Raw genomic sequence first — 18,255 nt, 5'->3', positions numbered from 1 at the left:
TTCAGTGAAACTGTTATTACCTAAATTGAGATTAGTATATTCAATGCATTGGCCTATGAGTGTTGTTAAGTAAACATATAAATTTTCAACGAAATATCCCAATGTTATAATTTGGTATGGTAATGTATGAGTGAGAACAAAAAAAGGTGATTAAAATGACAAATGAACTCTTTATACCTAACTCCTTAATTGAAAACGCAAAAAATAATAATCTCGTATTCTTTATTGGTGCTGGATTTTCGAGAGATTTCGGCTTCCCTGATTGGAATGGATTAGTGAAATTAATGTTAGAAAAGATGATTGATGAGAACCCAAAATACAAACCATTTTTAGATCTTCTAGAGAGCGGAACTATGGGAGTATTGGATATTTTAGAACATATAAAAAGTGAAAAAAGAATTATAAGGGATACTATATATAAGGAATTTAAGTACGATAATAGCAAAGAACGTTTATTAGAAAAGCAAAGAAAGTTATTTAGTATCTCAAAGAAAATAATTACAACTAATTACGATCAATTATTAGAAAAAGCTGCAAAGGATCAAATAGATAAGGTAGTATACACAAATGCTCATTTAATAGGACAGATACATAATCTTGACTCATTTATTCTAAAAATCCATGGTGATCATGAGTTTGCTAATGATTGTGTCTTATTAAGAGAGGACTATGAGAAGTTATATGATCATGATAATGCCGCTCTTGCCCAAATGAAAAGTATAATTGCTAGTAAGTCAATTCTTTTTATTGGATTTAGCTTAACAGACCCTTATGTAAGCCACGTATTTGAGTATATTAATAAAATTTACGGTGGATATCATGAAAAAAGTTTTATTTTAACTGTTAATAATGATGATTTCTCAAAATATAATGTTACAAACATACAATTAGAAAACCACGATCAGATTGTTACTTTTCTTGAACAACTGAGTGGAAAGTTAGAGAAAGAAAAGCCTCAATTTTCAAATGAGGAAGAAGATTTAGATGAAGATGAGTTTAAAAGCTTTATATTAGACTTTAACCAGAATAAAAAAAAAGCACCTGAAGTTCTAGATTTAAATGAAGAAGAGATAGAGGATAAGTATGAAAAAATGGTTTGCAGCGAGAGTTTTAGGAAGGAAATCGAAGCTTATTCATCATATTTTCCATCAATTGATGAAATTATGATGTCCCCAAGCTATATTGACTTTGATAAAAAAACCATTATAACTAGTACTGTAAGATCTAGTTATAATAGGGTTCATAATAAGTTTGATAATGGTGAAAGTATTTTTGAGGCCACTGTCGATGAAATTTATAAAGAATATTCAAGCGAACTTTCATATAAGAAAGCTAAGTTACGATTTTACATTAAGATCTTAGTTGCTTGGACAATTATTGGTTGTGATATCTTTAATGAAGATAAGCGGAAAAAGGTGTCTTTATGAATTTTTTTACAATGCATAAATACCAAAGTTTAGAAGAAAACTTACTATACGACGCTAAGGTGTTGTATTCTCTTCTGGATGATAATAAACAAAAACATTTAGATGAACTTTTTTCTGAGTTTGCCCAAAGTCAAGGTATTGAATTAAATGTAAATATTGAAAGGATTTTATTTTTATCATTGTCATTCTTGTATTCAACGGGATTAATAACATCAGATAGCAATATGATAAAGAGGGTAAAGAAATGATTTTAAAAGAGTTAGTAATATATTCTTATAAAGAGGAGAAAGTATTAAATACTTATCCATTTAATGAAGTAGGGGTAAATATAATATTGGGTGAAAAAAAAGACGAGAAAGATGAAGCAAATGGGGTTGGGAAGACTACTATGATAGAATGTCTTTCCTTCCTTTTAGGTGAAGAAGTAAATACATACTATAAAACTAATAAAATTCTATTAAGTAAAGATATTATAATCACTCTTAAGGTTCATTCAAATGATATGGACTTCTTTTTAGCGAGGTTCATCAATACACCTGAAAAGGGATATATATTATGGGATAAAAATATTACTTATGATCTAAATGAATGGGAATTATGTGAAGATAAGGATTATAAGAAAAAGATCCAGAAAGAGATATTAGGGCATGAAAATAGCGATATTACATTTGCTTCAATTAGGGAGTATCTCATAAGAGATGAACAAAACGGTTTCATAAAAGACTCATTGGGAATAGCAGGTAGAAATGCAACTACAGAAAATAAGGTCTTAGCTTTTTTATGTAATCTGCCATACAATTCAGAAACCGAAATAAAAAAGATAACCAAGAAAATAAATGATTTAAAAGATGAACAGAAGTTACTTTCTGCTACAATCGGAAAAACTATTTCTGAATTGAAATCCGAAAGATCTCAGTATCGGAGTAAGATTAGGAAACTTGAAAAAGATATAAATTCAATTGATATCAACAAACAATATAATTTAAAAGCGACAGACTATAGTAAAAATAAGGAAGAACTAAATAATATTCAAAATAATATTTTCAAACTAACTCATGTTAAAAATCAATATCAACAAAACATAGAGAATTTAAAGAAAAAAGTAAAAGAAATTAAAGAACTAAGTGATATCGAACCTTTCTATGAACAACTATTGGGATGGTTTCCAAATGAAATCTCTCATAATTACGAGAAAGTGAAGAAATTTTATGATTTTATGGTTGAAAATAGAGGGAGTTATTTTGAAGATAAAATCAAAAACATAGATGACAAATTAAATGAACTAAATAGGAAGAGAGATAACCTTGAAAAAGCTTTAAAGAGTGATTATAAGATATTAAAGAATAGCAGTCTAATAGAAGATATAAACGCAATGATTGCAGATAGAGAAGATTTAAATACTAAAATAGCTGAGATAAATATCCAGTTGGGTAATCATGATAGGTTAAAATCAATTACAAATGATATTAACGTTTTAAAGAGCGAACGGTTATTGGTAACACAAAAGAAAACGGATGAATTTAATTCATATCAAAAACATATAGAAAGATTGGAAAAGTTATTTCAAACGTTGTCTGAACTAGCATATGATACTGCTGGAGTTTTCAATGTGGAATTTGAGAATAATGTCAATGATAGAAAAAATTCTATAACTGGCAGAGTAAGAATAGAATGCAGTTTGCCTGACGATCGTTCACATGGGATCAATTATATGAAGTTAAATATGTTTGATTTAACATGGTTTATCTCTTCTTTAGAAAATGAAGGTGGACATAATATTAACTTTCTAATACATGACGGATCATATTCAAAACCAAACCCTTCAGTAAAGGCAAAGATTTTGAAGTATATTGATAAAAAAATTAAAGACCTTAAAAAGGGACAGTACTTCGTAACTTTGAATAAAGATGAATTGTTAAAAGATGATTTGGATTTCTTCGAAAAAAATGGATATATTGTCGCTAGGTTAGAACGAACAAAGGATAACACTAAAAGATTTTTTGGTTTTAAATTATATGAGTAAGTATGCAAGAAAATAAGAATAACTCTTTCTATAAAAGTAAGGGTTATTCTTATTTTTATAAGAGATTTGCTATTTAAAATGATGGAGTATGATTGGTGTAATAGAAAGACTATTTAAAATAGAAAAAGCGGGTGTATATATGATTAATTTTGCAATGGTAAATCCAACTGAAGATATTCCTGTAAATTATATTAAAAACTTTGTAAGTGATTTAGCCCAAAACCAAGATATTATAAAATCTTGTGATATTTATGACACTACACAGTTTGGTGAGAAAATCAAAATAGAGTCAGAATATGGTAGAATCTATTTCGTGGAAACAGAAATATATACATACAATAATTCAAAACATCTTTTTGTATCTATAGGACCTCAATTTATTAACCAAGAATTTGATAAAGATTTATCTGAACTAAAGTTCATTATCAAAAATAGTTTAAGAAAAGACTGGGAAGAATGCATTTGGCTAAAAGATGAACAGTCAAGTAGTTTTGCTAAAGAACTTTATGCAGATATTCATGAATTAGAAAACAAATTAAGGCAGTTTATTAACATAGTAATGATTAGAAACTTTGGAGTAAATTGGTGGGAAAAATACACTACGAGAAAAATAAAAGATAAATATAAGGCCAGATTTTCTTCGTATAAACGTGTTGCTCAATCATATGCCAATGTAAGTGATCGCCTTTTATCAATAGATACTGATGATTTACTTGAAATAATAACACTTAAGATTAAGAAATTTGCTCCTGAAAATGATCATGTAGTAACAAATTTATTGGACTCTTTAAAAGAAACAGGTGATATTAGTATTGTTGCAACGGAGTATAAAAAGATTATAGAAAAATTAAGAAAAGAATGTAAAGTTGAAATAGACTTGTGGGATAGTCTGTTTGGAAAGTACTTTCCTGAAGGCTTTATAGATGAGTGGTCTGATTTCGGTAAAAATAGAAACCATGTTGCCCATAATAAACTTCTTGATCTTAATGCCTATAAAACAATAAAGAAAAGTATTAAAGCAGTTGCCACATCCCTATCTAGTGCAGAAAAAAAATTCAATGATACTAGTTTTTCTGATGAAGAGAAAGAAATTATACAAGAGATTGAGGAAGAACGAAAAGCTGAACTAGAAATGTTAGAGTTTGAAAGAATGGAGTCAGAAGCAGGTGTTAGAATTTTAGATAGTTCATCGATCTGCGAAATATTTGAAGAAAATGTTTCAGGTTATATAGAGTCTATTAGAGATAGTATATATTTTAGGGATGATCTGGAGACAGAAACTAGTACCTTCTCTTATGATGAAGGAACAGATAATGAATTGTTGAGTATACAAAGTAAGTTAACAGAAAATAAATTGATTATTACTTCAAATCAAGTCGTCGATGAAGAGAGCGGTGGAGAAAGTGTTTTAACACTTAAACTACTTTGTAATGGCGAGTTGGTCGAAACTTGTGGCCTAACTTATACTAATGGCGAAGCAGAACTAGCGGATGACCAGGGTTACTACCTTCCAACAAAATATAATGAGTTTTCTGAGGGATTGATAAGTGAATTTATTGATGAAGTAGAGTCGCAAATTGCTAATTTATTTCCTAACTTAGTTGAAAAAGTGGAAAGTGCAAAGTATGAAGCAACTAAGAATGGTGGGAAGTATCCGGTCGCAGATAGTAAATGTGAAGAGTGTTCTGAGGAATATATTTGTATAGACGAGTCTATATGTGAAATTGGTACTTGCGTAAATTGTGGACATTTGAATGATATACAAAAATGTGATCGATGTAACGAATACTACAACCCCGAGGTTGAAGGCAATTCTTCATTTTGTCAGGGATGTGTAGATTATATTGATAAACAATAAAAAACAGCTTTTATCATTAGAGAAAAATTAAATACTATACCTAAAAACATGAATCTTTTAAATATTGATTTAAAGGGCAATGGTGATCTTGCTAAAGGGTATGAACTAGGACATATAGGTGGACGCTATTATGATGTGAGCAATATACCTAGTAAGGAAGAATTCATAACCGATTTACAAAATTTGTTGATTGCATATTAAAGAAATAGAAGGCCTGATTGGAAAGAGATCGATAGAACAGTTCAATGATTTCATTTTATTACAGGAAGACGGATTATATATGGAAGATACGAATAATGAAGAGGAATATCAGCTTGCAGTTCAGCATTTTATTATATCTGAGAGTGAAAAAAGACATATAAAGTAAATCAAAAGAAAGAACGTCCAGAACCAATTTATAATAAAGGTGGACAAAAACAATGGACAAGGAATGCAAGTCTAGCCTCAATGGCTATGATACTTTCAAATTACACTTGTGAAATTAACGACTCCCATAAAACATTTATCTCTAAATCTACCAATAAGCCTTTTGTTGAGTGTCATCATCTTGTGCCTATAGCTAAGCAAGATGAATTCCAATATGACTTGGATCAGCTAGAGAACCTGGTAAGTTTATGTCCACTTTGCCATCGTCTTATACATTTAGGTAGAGATGAAGATAAAGAAACACTTTTAAAAAAATTATTTGATCAGCTTAAGGATCAATTGAAACGTATAGGTATAGAAATCACCTTTTCAGATCTTAAAGAGATGTACGGTTGTCTGATTAAAAGCTATTGAAATCATTTGAGTTGTTTTTTCTGAAAGTAATTATCCTCTAATTATTGATTATAGCAGGTTTATTATTACTATCAATTGTTTTAAGGGCAATATTGACTCTTGGTAATACGATAGTAAGAACTAACTATGAAAACTGTTTAGAAAAAGGCGGGGGAGATATCAGATGATATTCAGATGTCTGTTCTTAAATTTTTCATATTCTTTTTTACCAGTTTTTCTGTCTTATGCATTTCTCTGAGCATAGGATTCATATAGTCGTTAGCTGATTCTAGATATGCTCTTGTCAGAGTGTCTAGTTTATTTCTAACTTTAGAGAGGTCTTCTTCGAATTGTTCCTCTGTTGAATGTTGGATAAATTCTTTTGCCTCTTCATATCTTTTTAATATGTTTTTCACCATTGAGATTGGAGTCTTTTGATTATTTGTTTTTATTGCTACGATTGTTAAATTAATTTGTTTTATTAATTCTTTTCTTACTGTCAAAATGTTGCTCCTTTTATAAAGTGAGATGAGATAAATCTAAAGCTCTCAATTAAGAGGGCTTTAGATTTATTAAGCAGAGCTGGGGTGTGTCATTTTTGAATTTTAGCTGAAGTAGCTTACTACTATTCAGTTCTCCCGATTGTGACCTCACCATCATGGAAAAATTCAATAACAAAACCGTGGTCGCTGTACATAAAAGTATCTGAACCTACAGCAAGTACGTCATCTAGCACTTCTAATGCATTCTCTAATGTAGTTCTCACAACAGGAACATCCGATGGATTCCATAGAAGATTAATGGTTGTATCTACAATCCCTTGAGACTTTAACCAATTATATAGATCATCATAGGTTTCTATACTTTCTTTTTGAGGTACTATGTCCCAATCAATTCTAGCCCAACTGGTTATCGGGAATTTATTGTTTAGTGTCTCAAAGTATTGTTCGGTTAGCTCATCTGATAAAATTTCTTTAGGATCTTTAAGGGCTTCGATGCATTCTTCAAATAAGTCCAAAATTTCCACCTCGTTATTTGTTAAGATGTTTAAGTAATGATATGAAGGTGTATTTTCAGTTCAAAATAAATTTTGAAGTGCATTAAACAAATTATCATAAATATGATCATTCGTTTGTATGGGAATGATTGGTTTTTTTCTTTTTTCTGTACTAAAGAAAATCTATACTCATCTAAAATTTCAGCGTATAGGCCAGCCTTATTCCATTCAGAAGTAATCAAATTATTAAATCGTTCGGCTGACTTTTTATATAATAGGCCTTTTTCGGTTTCCATAAAAGCCAAGAGCCAATCTGAGAATAAAAATAGCCCAGCAGTAAAGAGCTGAGCCATTCTTGATTTATAGGCCTAAGTAGTTTATTACAAAATCTTTCTCTTTCTTATCTTCTGGCAAGATACCTAAATTCTTATATTCCCATACCACTTGCCGTTGTGTTCCATTTAAGTCTGAGGCGATGACATCGGTGTAATCATAGTCTATTGAGAATTTACCGGTATTCTCTAGTTTGAGCGTTAAATTGGTCCAAGTATCTTGGTTGTTTGCTTTAAATTCTTCTCTTAACTCCTCGAATAACTCTTGAAGTTCAATTAATAAACTCACGTATATTTTTTTACTAACATCGAATTGTTTCGGTATATCATGAGAATAGATATACTCTTCACTTTTGGTGTATTGAAGAAAAAGTAAACTTCTGATGAATCATCTAATATTTCCGCATAAAGAATGATTTTTGTCCAATCAGATGGAATAATGTCATTAAGGTGTTCTGCTATTTGTTGATTTAACTGACCCATATCAGAAACTAATTTAAATTTTTCCTTCGTTAGTCTTGATATAATCCTCTAAAAAGTCTCTTACCGTTTTCCTTTTTGGCAGTAAACCTAGATTTTTATACACCCAAACAGCCTTTCTTTGAGATCCATTTAGCTCTGAAGCAATTACATCTTCATAATTATAATCTATAGAAAACTGGCCTGTCCTATCTAGTTTCAAAGTCAAGTTCGTCCAAGTTTCTGGATTATTTTGCTTATATTCTTCGCGTAATTCTTCGAATGATTCTTGAAGTTCGATTAATAAATCATCATAAATATCTTCGCTTACATTAAAATATTCTGGAATGTTATGTGAGTATAAGAATTCATTCTCGCCCGGTATATTAAAATAAAAATATACTTCCGAAGAGTCGTCTAATATTTCAGCGTAAAGATATACGTTTTCCCATTCAGAGGGAATGATTTCATTTATCTGATTTGCTATTCTTTGATACAAGTCACCCATTTTTGGTGTTTCCATGATCTCAACCTCCAGATTGATTCTTTAATGTTACTTTTTCGAAATCAGCATCTCCAATTCTGTACTTAACGATAAATTTGTCTGGTCTTAGTGAATCACCTTTATATATAGCTTTTATATTAACGTTAACTTTTTGCGGAGGTTCTTCTTTAAGAGCCTTTGCCCATTCCTGCTCCATTTCATACCACCTGCCGCCGCTCCTATTAATCTGAGAATTCATCGGCACGATATTGTCGAACTGGCCTGAGCCTTTGAATTGGGTGGCGATTAAATGGCCTCCGTCATCGTCAGGCTTTCGGTCTTGGGGCTTTCCAGCATTCGTCTGTGCATATTGGTTTCGTTTTGCTTCTCCCAGCTGCAAGTCTGCTTTGACACTTGTAATTCTACCATAGTTGTCAGTCGTGTACGTGTAGCCTTCTTTTGTTTTGTAGATGATATTAGGCTTCAGTACTTTCTTTCTGCTCCATCTTGCGAAATGCTCGCCGTATTTGACGGTTACCGGCGGTACATGTGGCGCTGGAGTTCGTCTTCCGCTTGATGACGTTCCGTATGGTTTCGGAAGGATGACCTTGGCGAATTTCTGAAGTCCCTCTTTAAGTGTGACCCCGTTGACTGCGTTATAAGGAACGCCCGCCGGCACTAAGTCGTGACGCGGATGATACGGGAGAATATCAGCTAGAGTGAGATCTCCGATTTGATTTAACTTGGTTTTGACGTGTTTTTTTGATCCTTCAATGCCTGTGTTTACTTTTTGTTTGATGTGATCAACGGTTTGTTTTGAGACTGTTATGGCTTTTTGGGCTGTTGCAGATTTGCTTGCTGTTGTTTTGACTTTGGCCGTCATTTTGGCGGCTGTGCCTGTTTTAGAGACGGCGCCAACACCTTTTGTGCCGACAATTGATGTGACAACAGTGCCAACCGCATATGACACCCATCTTGCTCGTGAGTAGGTGTCACCATTCACCATGTCTTTTTGGTACGATTCTTCGATTGCCGCTGAAATGGCTTCATACGTTTTGATCGGGTGAGCCACAGCTCCTGTAATGGCTTCAACGGTTCCGCCCGGATCTGTGACCATATCCCACAGGCCTACGACCGCGTCTTTCCCGGAATCATAAAGGCCGACGGCAACCCCTTTGAAGCCTGCTTCAAGTTCACGCGTGTTTTCGATTTGGGTGAAGTATCTCTGTTGTTCTGCTGTCAGATTTTCATAGCCGATCGTTTTTGCCATTTCGTAGAATTCATCGGCATCCGCATAATCATAGTTTTTCAGTCTTTCTTTTAATTTTTCAATCTCGCGTTCCTTCGCTTCCTCTTTTTTAATCTTCAAGTAAGCCTCAGTCCGCTTTTCAATGTCGCCTTTTTTCTTATGTATGTCACTCTCACGGTACGCCTTGGCGTTGTAGTGGATGGGTGTGGCGTTTTTGCCTTTGCCCGTTGCTTCTTGGAGCTTTTGGAAGTCGGATTTGATGAATTGTTCGTTTGGTTCTGACAGGGCGTATTCAGTCTTCAGGTCTTCGTCCAAGGCGTCCAATTTTTCCAGTGTTTTTTTGCGTTTGTCGTTGGCATCGGCCAGCTCGTCTTTGAAGGTTTCTGTTGAAAACAAGTCGAGCGGGAGGATGTCGTCGATATCGTTCAGGATGTCTTTCATCGCTTTTTTCTGTTCGGACATGATGGATTTTGATTTTTTATTGGCATTTGCCAGTTCGTGCTCCAGGAAGGATTCTTCGATGTATGCGTCTGAGAGGCCTTTGTCTTCGGCGGCTCCGGCGATGCTGTTGAAAAATGCGATTTTCATATCGATGTAGTCGATCCACTGGTCTGTGACGCCGACGTGGTCGTGATAGAATGTCTTGATGTTGCTGGCGCCTTTTCCTGAGAATTCGCTGTCACTGAGATCAGCGACGCTTTTTAACGCTTTTCTCAAGTTGACCATTTGCGTTCTTAGTTCTTTGTACTCTTTTGCACGGTCTGTCGCTTCCGAAAGCAGTGTTTTCGCTTCAAATACTTTCATGACCATTTCCCTTCTTTTGTTCGCTCAATATCAAAATTTTACCACGGGGCGGGATGGGGGTGGGGGTGAGAACGTGTTTTGGTGGAAAAATGAGCCATTAGGCATGTGCCTAAGTGCACGGTTTTGATAAGATAATGATAGATCAATAAAAAGGGGAAGAGCTCATTTGGGTAAAGATTTCTTAATCATAAAGATCAAGGATATTCAAAAAGGCGACACGCTAACGAACCGCGCCTGCGGGAACTGGGATATGAAATTGTCCAGAGCAAAGGAATGTAAACGGGCAATTGTTGTTCGGAGCGGTGTGATTTTAAATGTTTACAAGATCGTTGACGCTTGGGAATCTGATGAACCTGCCAAAATCACTAAAACGAATAATAGAGTCCGTTTTCAATTGGCAGAGTGCCGTGACTATTCTTATTTGATTGGCGGTACGCTGAAAACGAAAACGCAAAATCCGGTTTCGAGTCTATCCTTGAAAACTTTAATGGAATTAGTAAAATAAAAGGAGCCCAGCATGTATCTCTATAAAGTAAACAGCCAAAATCAGATAGAAGGTATTCGCGAGAAACCGTTTAAAAAAGAAAAAGAGATTCAGGATTTATGTGAGACAAATCTTCAGCAGATGTTAGGTCTCAGGTTTGTAAAATCCGAATTCAGGATTAACAATTTCCGCATTGATACGTTAGCGTTTGATGATGAGACAAATGCTTTCGTGATTATCGAGTATAAAAATACGAAAAACTTCAGTGTTGTTGATCAGGGCTACGCCTATTTAGCGACAATGCTCAATCATAAAGCTGATTTCATTCTTGAGTACAATGAAAATCATGATTGTCCGTTAAAGCGGGATGATGTGGATTGGTCACAGTCGAAGGTTATTTTTATATCTCCTGTTTTTACGGTGTATCAAAAGCAATCGATCCATTTTAAAGATCTGCCTATTGAATTATGGGAGATGAAAAGATACGAAAATGATCTGATCCAGTTGAATCAAATGAAGGCTGATGGCGTCTCCGAGTCGATAAAGACCATTTCACGGCAAAGTGAGACCATTCAAGAGGTCAGCAAAGAAATTAAAGTGTTTTCTGAAGAGGATCACCTTGCAGATAAGCCGTTTGACATCATAGAGCTTTATCAGCAGCTAAAGGAATTCATTTTTAATTTGGACGATCATATTTCAATCAAACCGACAAAGCTTTATATTGCGTTTACATCAAATAAGCAAAATTTCACAGACATTCTTCTTTTAAAAAGCGGACTTAAGGTGTGGGTGAATATGAAAAAGGGAGAATTGCATGATCCAGAAGAGAAAATGCGTGATGTCTCTGAGACCGGCCACTGGGGAAATGGAGACTATGAGATTTTCATAAAAGATGACGAAAACATTGAATATATCATGGGATTGATCAAACAATCCTATGAGAAAAATAAGTGAGAACTTCCATTGAGAAGTTCTTTTTTATTGTGGCATAGCTAAAGAAGAATTTATTTCACTCTCTTTCTGCTTCTGCAAAAATGAAATGTACAAACCGACAAAAGACCTATAAAATGAGAAAGCTACCATGAGAGAGCAGAAGGGTGAGAGAGACAATGAGTTATAAATTAGGTGTGATGCTTTTATCGATACTATTCCTATTATCGGCGTGTTCTGATAGCGGAGCTTCTGATAAGAATCAGGAAAAGCAAGCCGTGAAGAAGGAGAGCGTTGCGAAGCTGACGGAGCAGGAAGTAAAATCTGCTTTGAAAAACGATATTGATTCGATCTTCAATGCATTTGATAAAGCGGGAACAGAAAACGGCTGGAGCACGGCAAACAAGGCGGATTTCAACAAGCTGCGGCCAAGTGTCTTGCCTTATGCAACAGAAACGTTTGCAGATCAGATCTTAAAGGATTTGGCTGGAGAGTACTATTGTGAGTGTGATGCTCCTTTTCAACCGGGCACTGATTTCGATGTGCGTTTTACATATGAACAGAACAAGAATAAGATAGAGGCTTCATCAATAGATCCGGCAACAGAATTAAACAACATGGGCACGTTATGGACGTTTGAATTGGTGAAGGAAGATGGCGATTGGAAGATAAACAAGTGGGACAGCAAGTCGCTTCAAGGTGATGATATCAAGCTGACAAAAGAAGAAGCGAAAACGATTCTGTCGAGAAACGGTGAAACGGCGGAATTTGTAGAGTCCTATGAATCGAAAGCTGCTGGCGGAACAGCTTATCTTTTCAATGTGAAAAGTTCAAATGGGGAAAGACAGGCGGCGATCAGCTCAAAGGATACCAGTCTGGTAAGTGATGATGAAGACGAGACTGAGGCCCCAGGGCAAGAGCCAGCTCAGAAGACTGCGGAAACCGCATCACCTGATACAGCGGATACACAGAGCAGTGAGCAGGCAACGGGAGGCATAAAAGCAGATTATGCTGCCAAATTGTCAGCAACAGAACAGAAAGAAAAGCACAATGACTATCAAAGTGATTATCAGATGATTGAGGATTACGGTTACAACTATCAAATGTGGGACGGATTGCTGAACGAGATATACGGCGTGCTGCAAAAACAGCTTCCTGCTTCAGACATGGCGGCATTAAAAGTTAAACAGCGCCAATGGATAAAGGATAGGGATGCTGCGGCCCAGAAACGATATGATGAGGAGGGCGGCGGTTCATTATCCCGGGTCGTCCAAACGGAAGAGCTTGCCAAACAGACGAAAGAGCGCTGTTACGAGCTGATGAATACGTATATGAAATAGAATGACAAAGACCCTTGCGTAAAGGGTCTTTTTTGCGTAGAAAAACAAATTGACAGGATGAAAAAGCAATTTCTTCCTTCTGTATTGTTTTCAAAATTTGGGATTGATAGAATATGACATATCTCATAGAGAAGGAGGGAAGCCATTGAGTCAAGCCATACCGTCTTCGCGTGTAGGTGTTAAGATTAATGAATGGTATAAAATGATTCGCCAGTTCAGTGTTCCGGATGCTGAGATTCTGAAAGCGGAGGTTGAGCAGGACATTCAGCAGATGGAAGAAGACCAGGATTTACTGATCTATTATTCTCTGATGTGTTTCCGGCACCAGCTGATGCTGGATTATTTGGAGCCGGGACAACCTTACGGGAATCGCCCTACAGTGACAGAGCTTCTTGAAACGATTGAGAACCCGCAGAAAAAACTCACAGGCCTTTTGAAATACTACTCTTTGTTTTTCCGCGGCATGTATGAATTTGACCAAAAAGAATATGTGGAAGCGATCGGATATTATCGCGAGGCGGAGAAAGAACTGCCGGTTGTGTCAGATGAAATTGAGAAAGCGGAATTCCATTTTAAAGTGGCCGAAGCGTATTATCACATGAAGCAAACCCATGTGTCGATGCATCATGTTCTTCAAGCCTTGGACATTTATCAAAACAATCCCCTATACAGCATTAGAACCATACAAAGCTTGTTTGTGATCGCCGGCAACTATGATGATTTCAAACATTATGATAAAGCGCTCCCGCATTTAGAGGCGGCGCTCAAATTGGCAACGGACATTCAAAACGATCGGTTTATCGCCATTTCTTTATTGAACATTGCAAACAGCTATGACAGATCAGGAGACGATCAGATGGCTGTAGAACATTTCCAAAAAGCGGCGAAAGTAAGCAGAGAGAAAGTGCCTGATCTGCTTCCGAAAGTCTTGTTTGGGTTAAGCTGGACATTATGTAAAGCGGGCCAAACACAGAAGGCGTTTCAGTTCATAGAGGAAGGATTAGACCATATCACAGCACGTTCTCACAAATTTTATAAAGAATTGTTTCTGTTCTTGCAGGCCGTGTACAAGGAGACTGTTGACGAACGAAAAATTCATGATCTTTTAAGCTATTTCGAAAAAAAGAACCTGCACGCGTACATTGAAGCATGTGCCCGGAGTGCTGCCGCTGTGTTTGAAAGCAGCTGTCACTTTGAACAAGCTGCTGCGTTTTATCGGAAAGTGCTGAAAGCCCAAGAAGATATTCTAAAAGGAGAGTGTTTATATGCCTATTAAGAAAAAAGTGATGATGTGTCTGGCTGTTACTCTAGTTTTCGGAAGCATGTCGTTTCCATTCCTGACAAACTCCAGTGGATTTAAGGAATCAACAGATCGAAATACGACGTATATCGATCATTCCCCTTACAAACTTAGTGATCAGAAGAAAGCCCTTAGCTAGGGCTTTTTCTTGCTTTATGGAAGACGTTCCATTTTCCACATCGCGGCATTCCTTCTATTTCTAACGCAAGACACTCGAAACAACCAAACCATTTGAGGTATAATGGATAAAGTGAATAACAGTATTTAGATTGATATATATGAAAGAGAGTGGAACATCATGGGCCGTAAGTGGAACAATATTAAAGAGAAGAAGGCGTCTAAGGACGCAAATACGAGTCGAATTTATGCGAAGTTTGGCCGTGAGATTTATGTGGCGGCGAAACAGGGCGAGCCTGATCCGGAATCCAACCAGGCGCTGAAGGTTGTGCTTGAGCGTGCGAAGACTTACAGCGTGCCGAAAAACATCATTGAACGTGCGATCGAGAAGGCGAAGGGCGGAGCGGAAGAGAATTACGATGAGCTTCGTTATGAGGGCTTCGGGCCGAACGGATCAATGATTATCGTTGATGCGCTGACGAATAATGTAAACCGGACGGCGCCGGAAGTGCGTGCGGCGTTCGGGAAAAACGGCGGAAACATGGGTGTGAGCGGATCTGTTGCTTACATGTTTGACGCGACGGCTGTAATCGGTGTGGAAGGCAAAACTGCTGACGAAGCGCTTGAAATCCTGATGGAAGCGGATGTTGATGTGCGTGACATTTTAGAAGAGGATGACAGCGCGATCGTGTATGCCGAGCCTGATCAATTCCATGCGGTGCAAGAGGCGTTTAAAAACGCGGGTGTCGAGGAATTTACAGTAGCGGAGCTGACAATGCTTGCGCAAAGTGAAGTAACGCTTCCGGATGATGCAAAGGAACAGTTTGAAAAATTGATTGATGCATTAGAAGATTTGGAAGATGTTCAGCAGGTATATCATAACGTTGATTTAGGCGAGTAAGGAGTGAGCAGGCTGTTATGGCCTGCTTTTTTTGTCCTGGAAATTGTTTTAGCTGTATGTAGGCGGCCGCCTATACGATCAGTAAGATATTCTCATACTCTGGACTGTAACCTATGTGAAGGAGAGAGTGAATATGACTGATACAAGACATATGTATGGCGGACCTGGTTGTGGTCATTATCAGGGCTTTGGTATTGGCTATCCGGGCTATGGCATGCAAAGCACAGGCCACCCGGGTTATGGCATGTATGGAGGCCACCCGGGCTTTGGCATGTATGGAGGCTACCCAGATCACGGCATACATGGAGGTGTCGGCGGCTATCCGGGATATGGAACGTACGGAGGATACGGAGGATACGGAGGATCCGGCGGTTACCCAAGCGGCGGCTATGGAGGCTCTCCGGGAACTGTAAGTTATCCGAACATGCACCATGAAAATGATGGCCATCACCACTATTATCACCATCATCATGATGGAAAAGATAATCTTCATCACCATCATCACCATGTTGGAAAGGATAATCATCACCACCATCATGATGGTCATTATGGCCACCATCACCACCATATGGGCCACTGGGGAAAAGACGGATATAAATAAAGAAGATGATGATAAAAAGAGGACACTCTTGCAGATCAAGAGTGTTTTTCACCTTTTTTCTTGACTGTTCAGTCTGGAAATTGGTAACATTTGTTTCAGGAGGTGATCGTTTTTTGGGGAGGAATAAAGAATTTGATACGGCGCTTGTTCTTCACAGGGCGATAGAGGTTTTCGGAGAGTATGGCTACGAAGGAACGTCTCTTCAGGATCTGCTCTCTCATTTAGGCATTGCGCGCCAAAGTTTGTATGATACGTATGGCACGAAGCGTGATTTGTTTTTGTCAGCTGTGAAAACGTATCTTGAAGGGAAAAACACTGCCGTTATGGAAAGGCTTGAAGCGCCAGGATCTGTAAAGGAAGCCATTCGTGATATTTTTCAAGAAGGTGTCAATGCTTTGAGGGATCCTGAACGGGCGAAGGCGTGCTATATCATTAACAGTGCGATTGAACAGATTCCGCATGACCCTGAGCTTGCCCGGTATTTTGAAAGACAATCCAAGCAGCTTGAGGACGCTTTTTATCAGGCGCTTTTAAGAGCGAAGGATCAAGGAGAATTGAATGGCGAAGATACTGATATATCTGCGCTTGCCCGGTACCTGAATCAAAGCAGGCTGTCTCTGACATTTGTTGCGAAAGTGACGGATGATATGGATCGGCTTCAGGACCATGTTGACGTGAGTTTATCAGTGCTTGATTAACATGTGGTAAAGGATTCTTTGCCCATGTATGTACTTTTTGGACTGAATAGTCTAGAAATAAAAATGAGGTGATGATGAATGTTGATGAATGAGTTTGAAAAAGCATGTGAAACATTGAGAAAGTTTATAGCTTATATGCTTGAGAAGGACATGAAGAGCTGGACGGAGCTTTGGGATGAGAATGCTGTATTTGAGTTTCCTTATGCGCCGGAGGGATCACCAAAAAGAATAGAAGGAAAAGCGGCCATTTACAATTATATTAAGGATTATCCTAAGCAGATCCATCTTTCTTCATTTACCGCTCCGACAGTGTACCGTTCAGCAGATACGAATACGATGATTGCGGAGTTTCAATGTGACGGCCATGTGATTGAGACTGGGCTGCCTTATCGCCAAAGCTATATCAGTGTCATCGAAACGAGAGATGGCCGCATTGTTCGTTATAAGGATTATTGGAATCCGCTTGTTGTAAAAGAGGCCTTTGGAGGATCATTTTTGCAAACAGAGGAGAGTGGAAAACGATGAAACAGAATCCGATTTTAATTACAGGCGGGACCGGCACAACCGGCAGCCGAATCGCCAGCCGTTTAATAGAGCTGGGGCACAGGGTGCGTATTGCGAGCCGGAAAAAGGGCGCGCTTGCTGATGCTGAGTATGTGTATTTTGATTGGAAGGACGCCTCCAGTTTTACGCCTGCTCTGGAACAGGTAAAACAGATCTATCTTGTTGCTCCGGTCGGTGTATTTGATCCGGCTCCCTATGTGCTCCCCTTTTTAAAAGAGGCAAAGCGTCTCGGTGCAAAGCGTGTAGTGATGCTAAGTGCGTCTGTTGTCCCTGAGAATGGTCTCGTGTTTGGCGCGCTTCATCAGGCAGTGCGTGAGTTTCCAGAATGGACGGTGCTGCGGCCTTCATACTTTATGCAAAATTTCATCAATGTCCAGCATCGAATGTCGATTCAAACTCAGGGGCGCATCATCACGGCTTCGGGCGAGGGAAAGCTAGGATTCATTGATGCTGATGACATTGCAGAAACAGCCGTGCGTGCTTTAATTGATGGTGTTCCTCATCAGACACATCATATCCTGACAGGACCCGAGGCGCTGAGCTATGCCGAAGCGGCAGAGATGATCGGTGCAGCGGCAGGACGCCGGGTGGAGCATGTCAGCATTTCTCGTTCCGAGCTGCAGCATAAAATGGAGGCAGGAGGTTTGCCCGCGGATTATGCCCATTTTATGGCGAAGCTTGATGAGGCAATCAGCCATGGTGCGGAACATCGGGTAACGGATACAGTGAAGCGTGTGACGGGAAAAGAACCTCGTTCGCTGTCAGAGTTTGCGGCTGCTCATGCTGCATATTGGAAACACTGATCTCATTTTGGACTGAATAGTCTAGAAAGACCTTCGGCTCTTCCGAAGGTCTTCTTATTGAAAAAGCTAAGCCGTGTTTCAGTCATAATCATGCCCCCTGCCTCATACCTATTAAGGTCATTGTT

17 protein-coding genes and 3 pseudogenes are annotated in these 18,255 nt (G+C 37.8%); 15 read left to right on the top strand and 5 right to left on the bottom strand.

Annotation, left to right across the window (positions count from 1 at the left end):
• The first annotated feature begins 155 nt into the window (after nucleotides 1-155).
• The 5 genes and pseudogenes from ACQVGT_RS17060 to ACQVGT_RS17040 all read left to right on the top strand — a co-directional run.
• Complete coding sequence (locus ACQVGT_RS17060) at nucleotides 156-1,427, top strand: SIR2 family protein (RefSeq protein ID WP_015482906.1); 1,272 nt, start codon at nucleotides 156-158, stop codon at nucleotides 1,425-1,427.
• A complete protein-coding gene (locus ACQVGT_RS17055) occupies nucleotides 1,424-1,675 on the top strand; it encodes an ABC-three component system middle component 6 (RefSeq protein WP_015482907.1) in 252 nt (83 codons plus the stop codon). The genes ACQVGT_RS17060 and ACQVGT_RS17055 overlap by 4 nt, the downstream gene beginning before the upstream one ends.
• Nucleotides 1,672-3,450, top strand: a complete 1,779-nt coding sequence (locus ACQVGT_RS17050; protein ID WP_015383018.1) for a DUF2326 domain-containing protein — start codon at nucleotides 1,672-1,674, stop codon at nucleotides 3,448-3,450. The genes ACQVGT_RS17055 and ACQVGT_RS17050 overlap by 4 nt, the downstream gene beginning before the upstream one ends.
• 88 nt (nucleotides 3,451-3,538) lie before the next feature.
• Entirely contained in the window at nucleotides 3,539-5,308 is a 1,770-nt protein-coding gene (locus tag ACQVGT_RS17045; RefSeq protein WP_015383019.1) for a hypothetical protein, read from the top strand.
• Nucleotides 5,309-6,088, top strand: a pseudogene (locus tag ACQVGT_RS17040) (MrcB family domain-containing protein); the annotation flags it as partial.
• Between the two features lie 170 nt (nucleotides 6,089-6,258).
• Here ACQVGT_RS17040 and ACQVGT_RS17035 read toward each other — a convergent pair.
• The 5 genes and pseudogenes from ACQVGT_RS17035 to yeeF form a co-directional block, all read right to left on the bottom strand.
• Nucleotides 6,259-6,570 carry a hypothetical protein gene (locus ACQVGT_RS17035; RefSeq protein WP_015383021.1) on the bottom strand — a complete coding sequence of 104 codons (312 nt, stop codon included), beginning with the start codon at nucleotides 6,568-6,570 and terminating at the stop codon, nucleotides 6,259-6,261.
• Between the two features lie 122 nt (nucleotides 6,571-6,692).
• Nucleotides 6,693-7,085, bottom strand: coding sequence for a CDI toxin immunity protein (locus tag ACQVGT_RS17030; RefSeq protein WP_015482908.1), 393 nt, complete (start codon nucleotides 7,083-7,085; stop codon nucleotides 6,693-6,695).
• A gap of 339 nt (nucleotides 7,086-7,424) precedes the next feature.
• Nucleotides 7,425-7,879: pseudogene (locus ACQVGT_RS17025) on the bottom strand (TIGR01741 family protein).
• Nucleotides 7,880-7,892: 13 nt separating this feature from the next.
• The gene (yezG, locus tag ACQVGT_RS17020; protein ID WP_015383024.1) at nucleotides 7,893-8,378 is read right to left on the bottom strand and encodes an LXG family T7SS effector immunity protein YezG; all 486 of its coding nucleotides are present in this window, start codon (nucleotides 8,376-8,378) and stop codon (nucleotides 7,893-7,895) included.
• Between the two features lie 4 nt (nucleotides 8,379-8,382).
• The gene (yeeF, locus tag ACQVGT_RS17015; RefSeq protein WP_015482911.1) at nucleotides 8,383-10,392 is read right to left on the bottom strand and encodes an LXG family T7SS effector deoxyribonuclease toxin YeeF; all 2,010 of its coding nucleotides are present in this window, start codon (nucleotides 10,390-10,392) and stop codon (nucleotides 8,383-8,385) included.
• A 166-nt stretch (nucleotides 10,393-10,558) separates the two neighbouring features.
• Here yeeF and ACQVGT_RS17010 point away from each other — a divergent pair, with 166 nt between their 5' ends.
• From ACQVGT_RS17010 to ACQVGT_RS16965, 10 genes and pseudogenes are all read left to right on the top strand, one after another.
• Nucleotides 10,559-10,897, top strand: a complete 339-nt coding sequence (locus tag ACQVGT_RS17010) for a hypothetical protein (RefSeq protein WP_015482912.1) — start codon at nucleotides 10,559-10,561, stop codon at nucleotides 10,895-10,897.
• A gap of 12 nt (nucleotides 10,898-10,909) precedes the next feature.
• Entirely contained in the window at nucleotides 10,910-11,830 is a 921-nt protein-coding gene (locus tag ACQVGT_RS17005) for a DUF5655 domain-containing protein (protein WP_015383026.1), read from the top strand.
• 155 nt (nucleotides 11,831-11,985) lie between these two features.
• Nucleotides 11,986-13,146, top strand: a complete 1,161-nt coding sequence (locus ACQVGT_RS17000) for a lysozyme inhibitor LprI family protein (RefSeq protein WP_015482913.1) — start codon at nucleotides 11,986-11,988, stop codon at nucleotides 13,144-13,146.
• 145 nt (nucleotides 13,147-13,291) lie between these two features.
• Complete coding sequence (rapH, locus tag ACQVGT_RS16995; protein ID WP_015482914.1) at nucleotides 13,292-14,422, top strand: response regulator aspartate phosphatase RapH; 1,131 nt, start codon at nucleotides 13,292-13,294, stop codon at nucleotides 14,420-14,422.
• Entirely contained in the window at nucleotides 14,412-14,585 is a 174-nt protein-coding gene (gene phrH / locus ACQVGT_RS16990) for a phosphatase RapH inhibitor PhrH (RefSeq protein ID WP_015482915.1), read from the top strand. The genes rapH and phrH overlap by 11 nt, the downstream gene beginning before the upstream one ends.
• A gap of 159 nt (nucleotides 14,586-14,744) precedes the next feature.
• Entirely contained in the window at nucleotides 14,745-15,464 is a 720-nt protein-coding gene (locus ACQVGT_RS16985) for a YebC/PmpR family DNA-binding transcriptional regulator (protein WP_003242611.1), read from the top strand.
• Nucleotides 15,465-15,597: 133 nt separating this feature from the next.
• The gene (gene yeeK / locus ACQVGT_RS16980; RefSeq protein WP_015482916.1) at nucleotides 15,598-16,065 is read left to right on the top strand and encodes a spore coat protein YeeK; all 468 of its coding nucleotides are present in this window, start codon (nucleotides 15,598-15,600) and stop codon (nucleotides 16,063-16,065) included.
• A 113-nt stretch (nucleotides 16,066-16,178) separates the two neighbouring features.
• The gene (locus ACQVGT_RS16975; protein ID WP_015482917.1) at nucleotides 16,179-16,763 is read left to right on the top strand and encodes a TetR/AcrR family transcriptional regulator; all 585 of its coding nucleotides are present in this window, start codon (nucleotides 16,179-16,181) and stop codon (nucleotides 16,761-16,763) included.
• A 78-nt stretch (nucleotides 16,764-16,841) separates the two neighbouring features.
• On the top strand, nucleotides 16,842-17,288 hold the full coding sequence (locus ACQVGT_RS16970; protein WP_015383031.1) for a nuclear transport factor 2 family protein: 447 nt from the start codon (nucleotides 16,842-16,844) through the stop codon (nucleotides 17,286-17,288).
• Nucleotides 17,285-18,150 (top strand): annotated as a pseudogene (locus tag ACQVGT_RS16965) (SDR family oxidoreductase). The gene ACQVGT_RS16970 and the pseudogene ACQVGT_RS16965 overlap by 4 nt, the downstream one beginning before the upstream one ends.
• Nucleotides 18,151-18,255: the final 105 nt, after the last annotated feature.

It is taken from the genome of Bacillus sp. SCT118 (assembly GCF_058566435.1).
Note: the sequence above shows the minus strand (reverse complement) of the source record. Positions and strands in the feature narration are given on the sequence as shown.

What these genes read in the sequence shown, in the direction of transcription:
- ACQVGT_RS17060 (WP_015482906.1), top strand. Translation starts at nt 156, where the DNA reads ATGACAAATGAACTCTTTATACCTAACTCCTTAATTGAAAACGCAAAA.
- ACQVGT_RS17055 (WP_015482907.1), top strand. Translation starts at nt 1,424, where the DNA reads ATGAATTTTTTTACAATGCATAAATACCAAAGTTTAGAAGAAAACTTA.
- ACQVGT_RS17050 (WP_015383018.1), top strand. Translation starts at nt 1,672, where the DNA reads ATGATTTTAAAAGAGTTAGTAATATATTCTTATAAAGAGGAGAAAGTA.
- ACQVGT_RS17045 (WP_015383019.1), top strand. Translation starts at nt 3,539, where the DNA reads ATGATTGGTGTAATAGAAAGACTATTTAAAATAGAAAAAGCGGGTGTA.
- yezG (WP_015383024.1), bottom strand. Translation starts at nt 8,378, where the DNA reads ATGGAAACACCAAAAATGGGTGACTTGTATCAAAGAATAGCAAATCAG.
- yeeF (WP_015482911.1), bottom strand. Translation starts at nt 10,392, where the DNA reads ATGAAAGTATTTGAAGCGAAAACACTGCTTTCGGAAGCGACAGACCGT.
- ACQVGT_RS17005 (WP_015383026.1), top strand. Translation starts at nt 10,910, where the DNA reads ATGTATCTCTATAAAGTAAACAGCCAAAATCAGATAGAAGGTATTCGC.
- ACQVGT_RS17000 (WP_015482913.1), top strand. Translation starts at nt 11,986, where the DNA reads ATGAGTTATAAATTAGGTGTGATGCTTTTATCGATACTATTCCTATTA.
- phrH (WP_015482915.1), top strand. Translation starts at nt 14,412, where the DNA reads ATGCCTATTAAGAAAAAAGTGATGATGTGTCTGGCTGTTACTCTAGTT.
- ACQVGT_RS16985 (WP_003242611.1), top strand. Translation starts at nt 14,745, where the DNA reads ATGGGCCGTAAGTGGAACAATATTAAAGAGAAGAAGGCGTCTAAGGAC.
- yeeK (WP_015482916.1), top strand. Translation starts at nt 15,598, where the DNA reads ATGACTGATACAAGACATATGTATGGCGGACCTGGTTGTGGTCATTAT.
- ACQVGT_RS16970 (WP_015383031.1), top strand. Translation starts at nt 16,842, where the DNA reads ATGTTGATGAATGAGTTTGAAAAAGCATGTGAAACATTGAGAAAGTTT.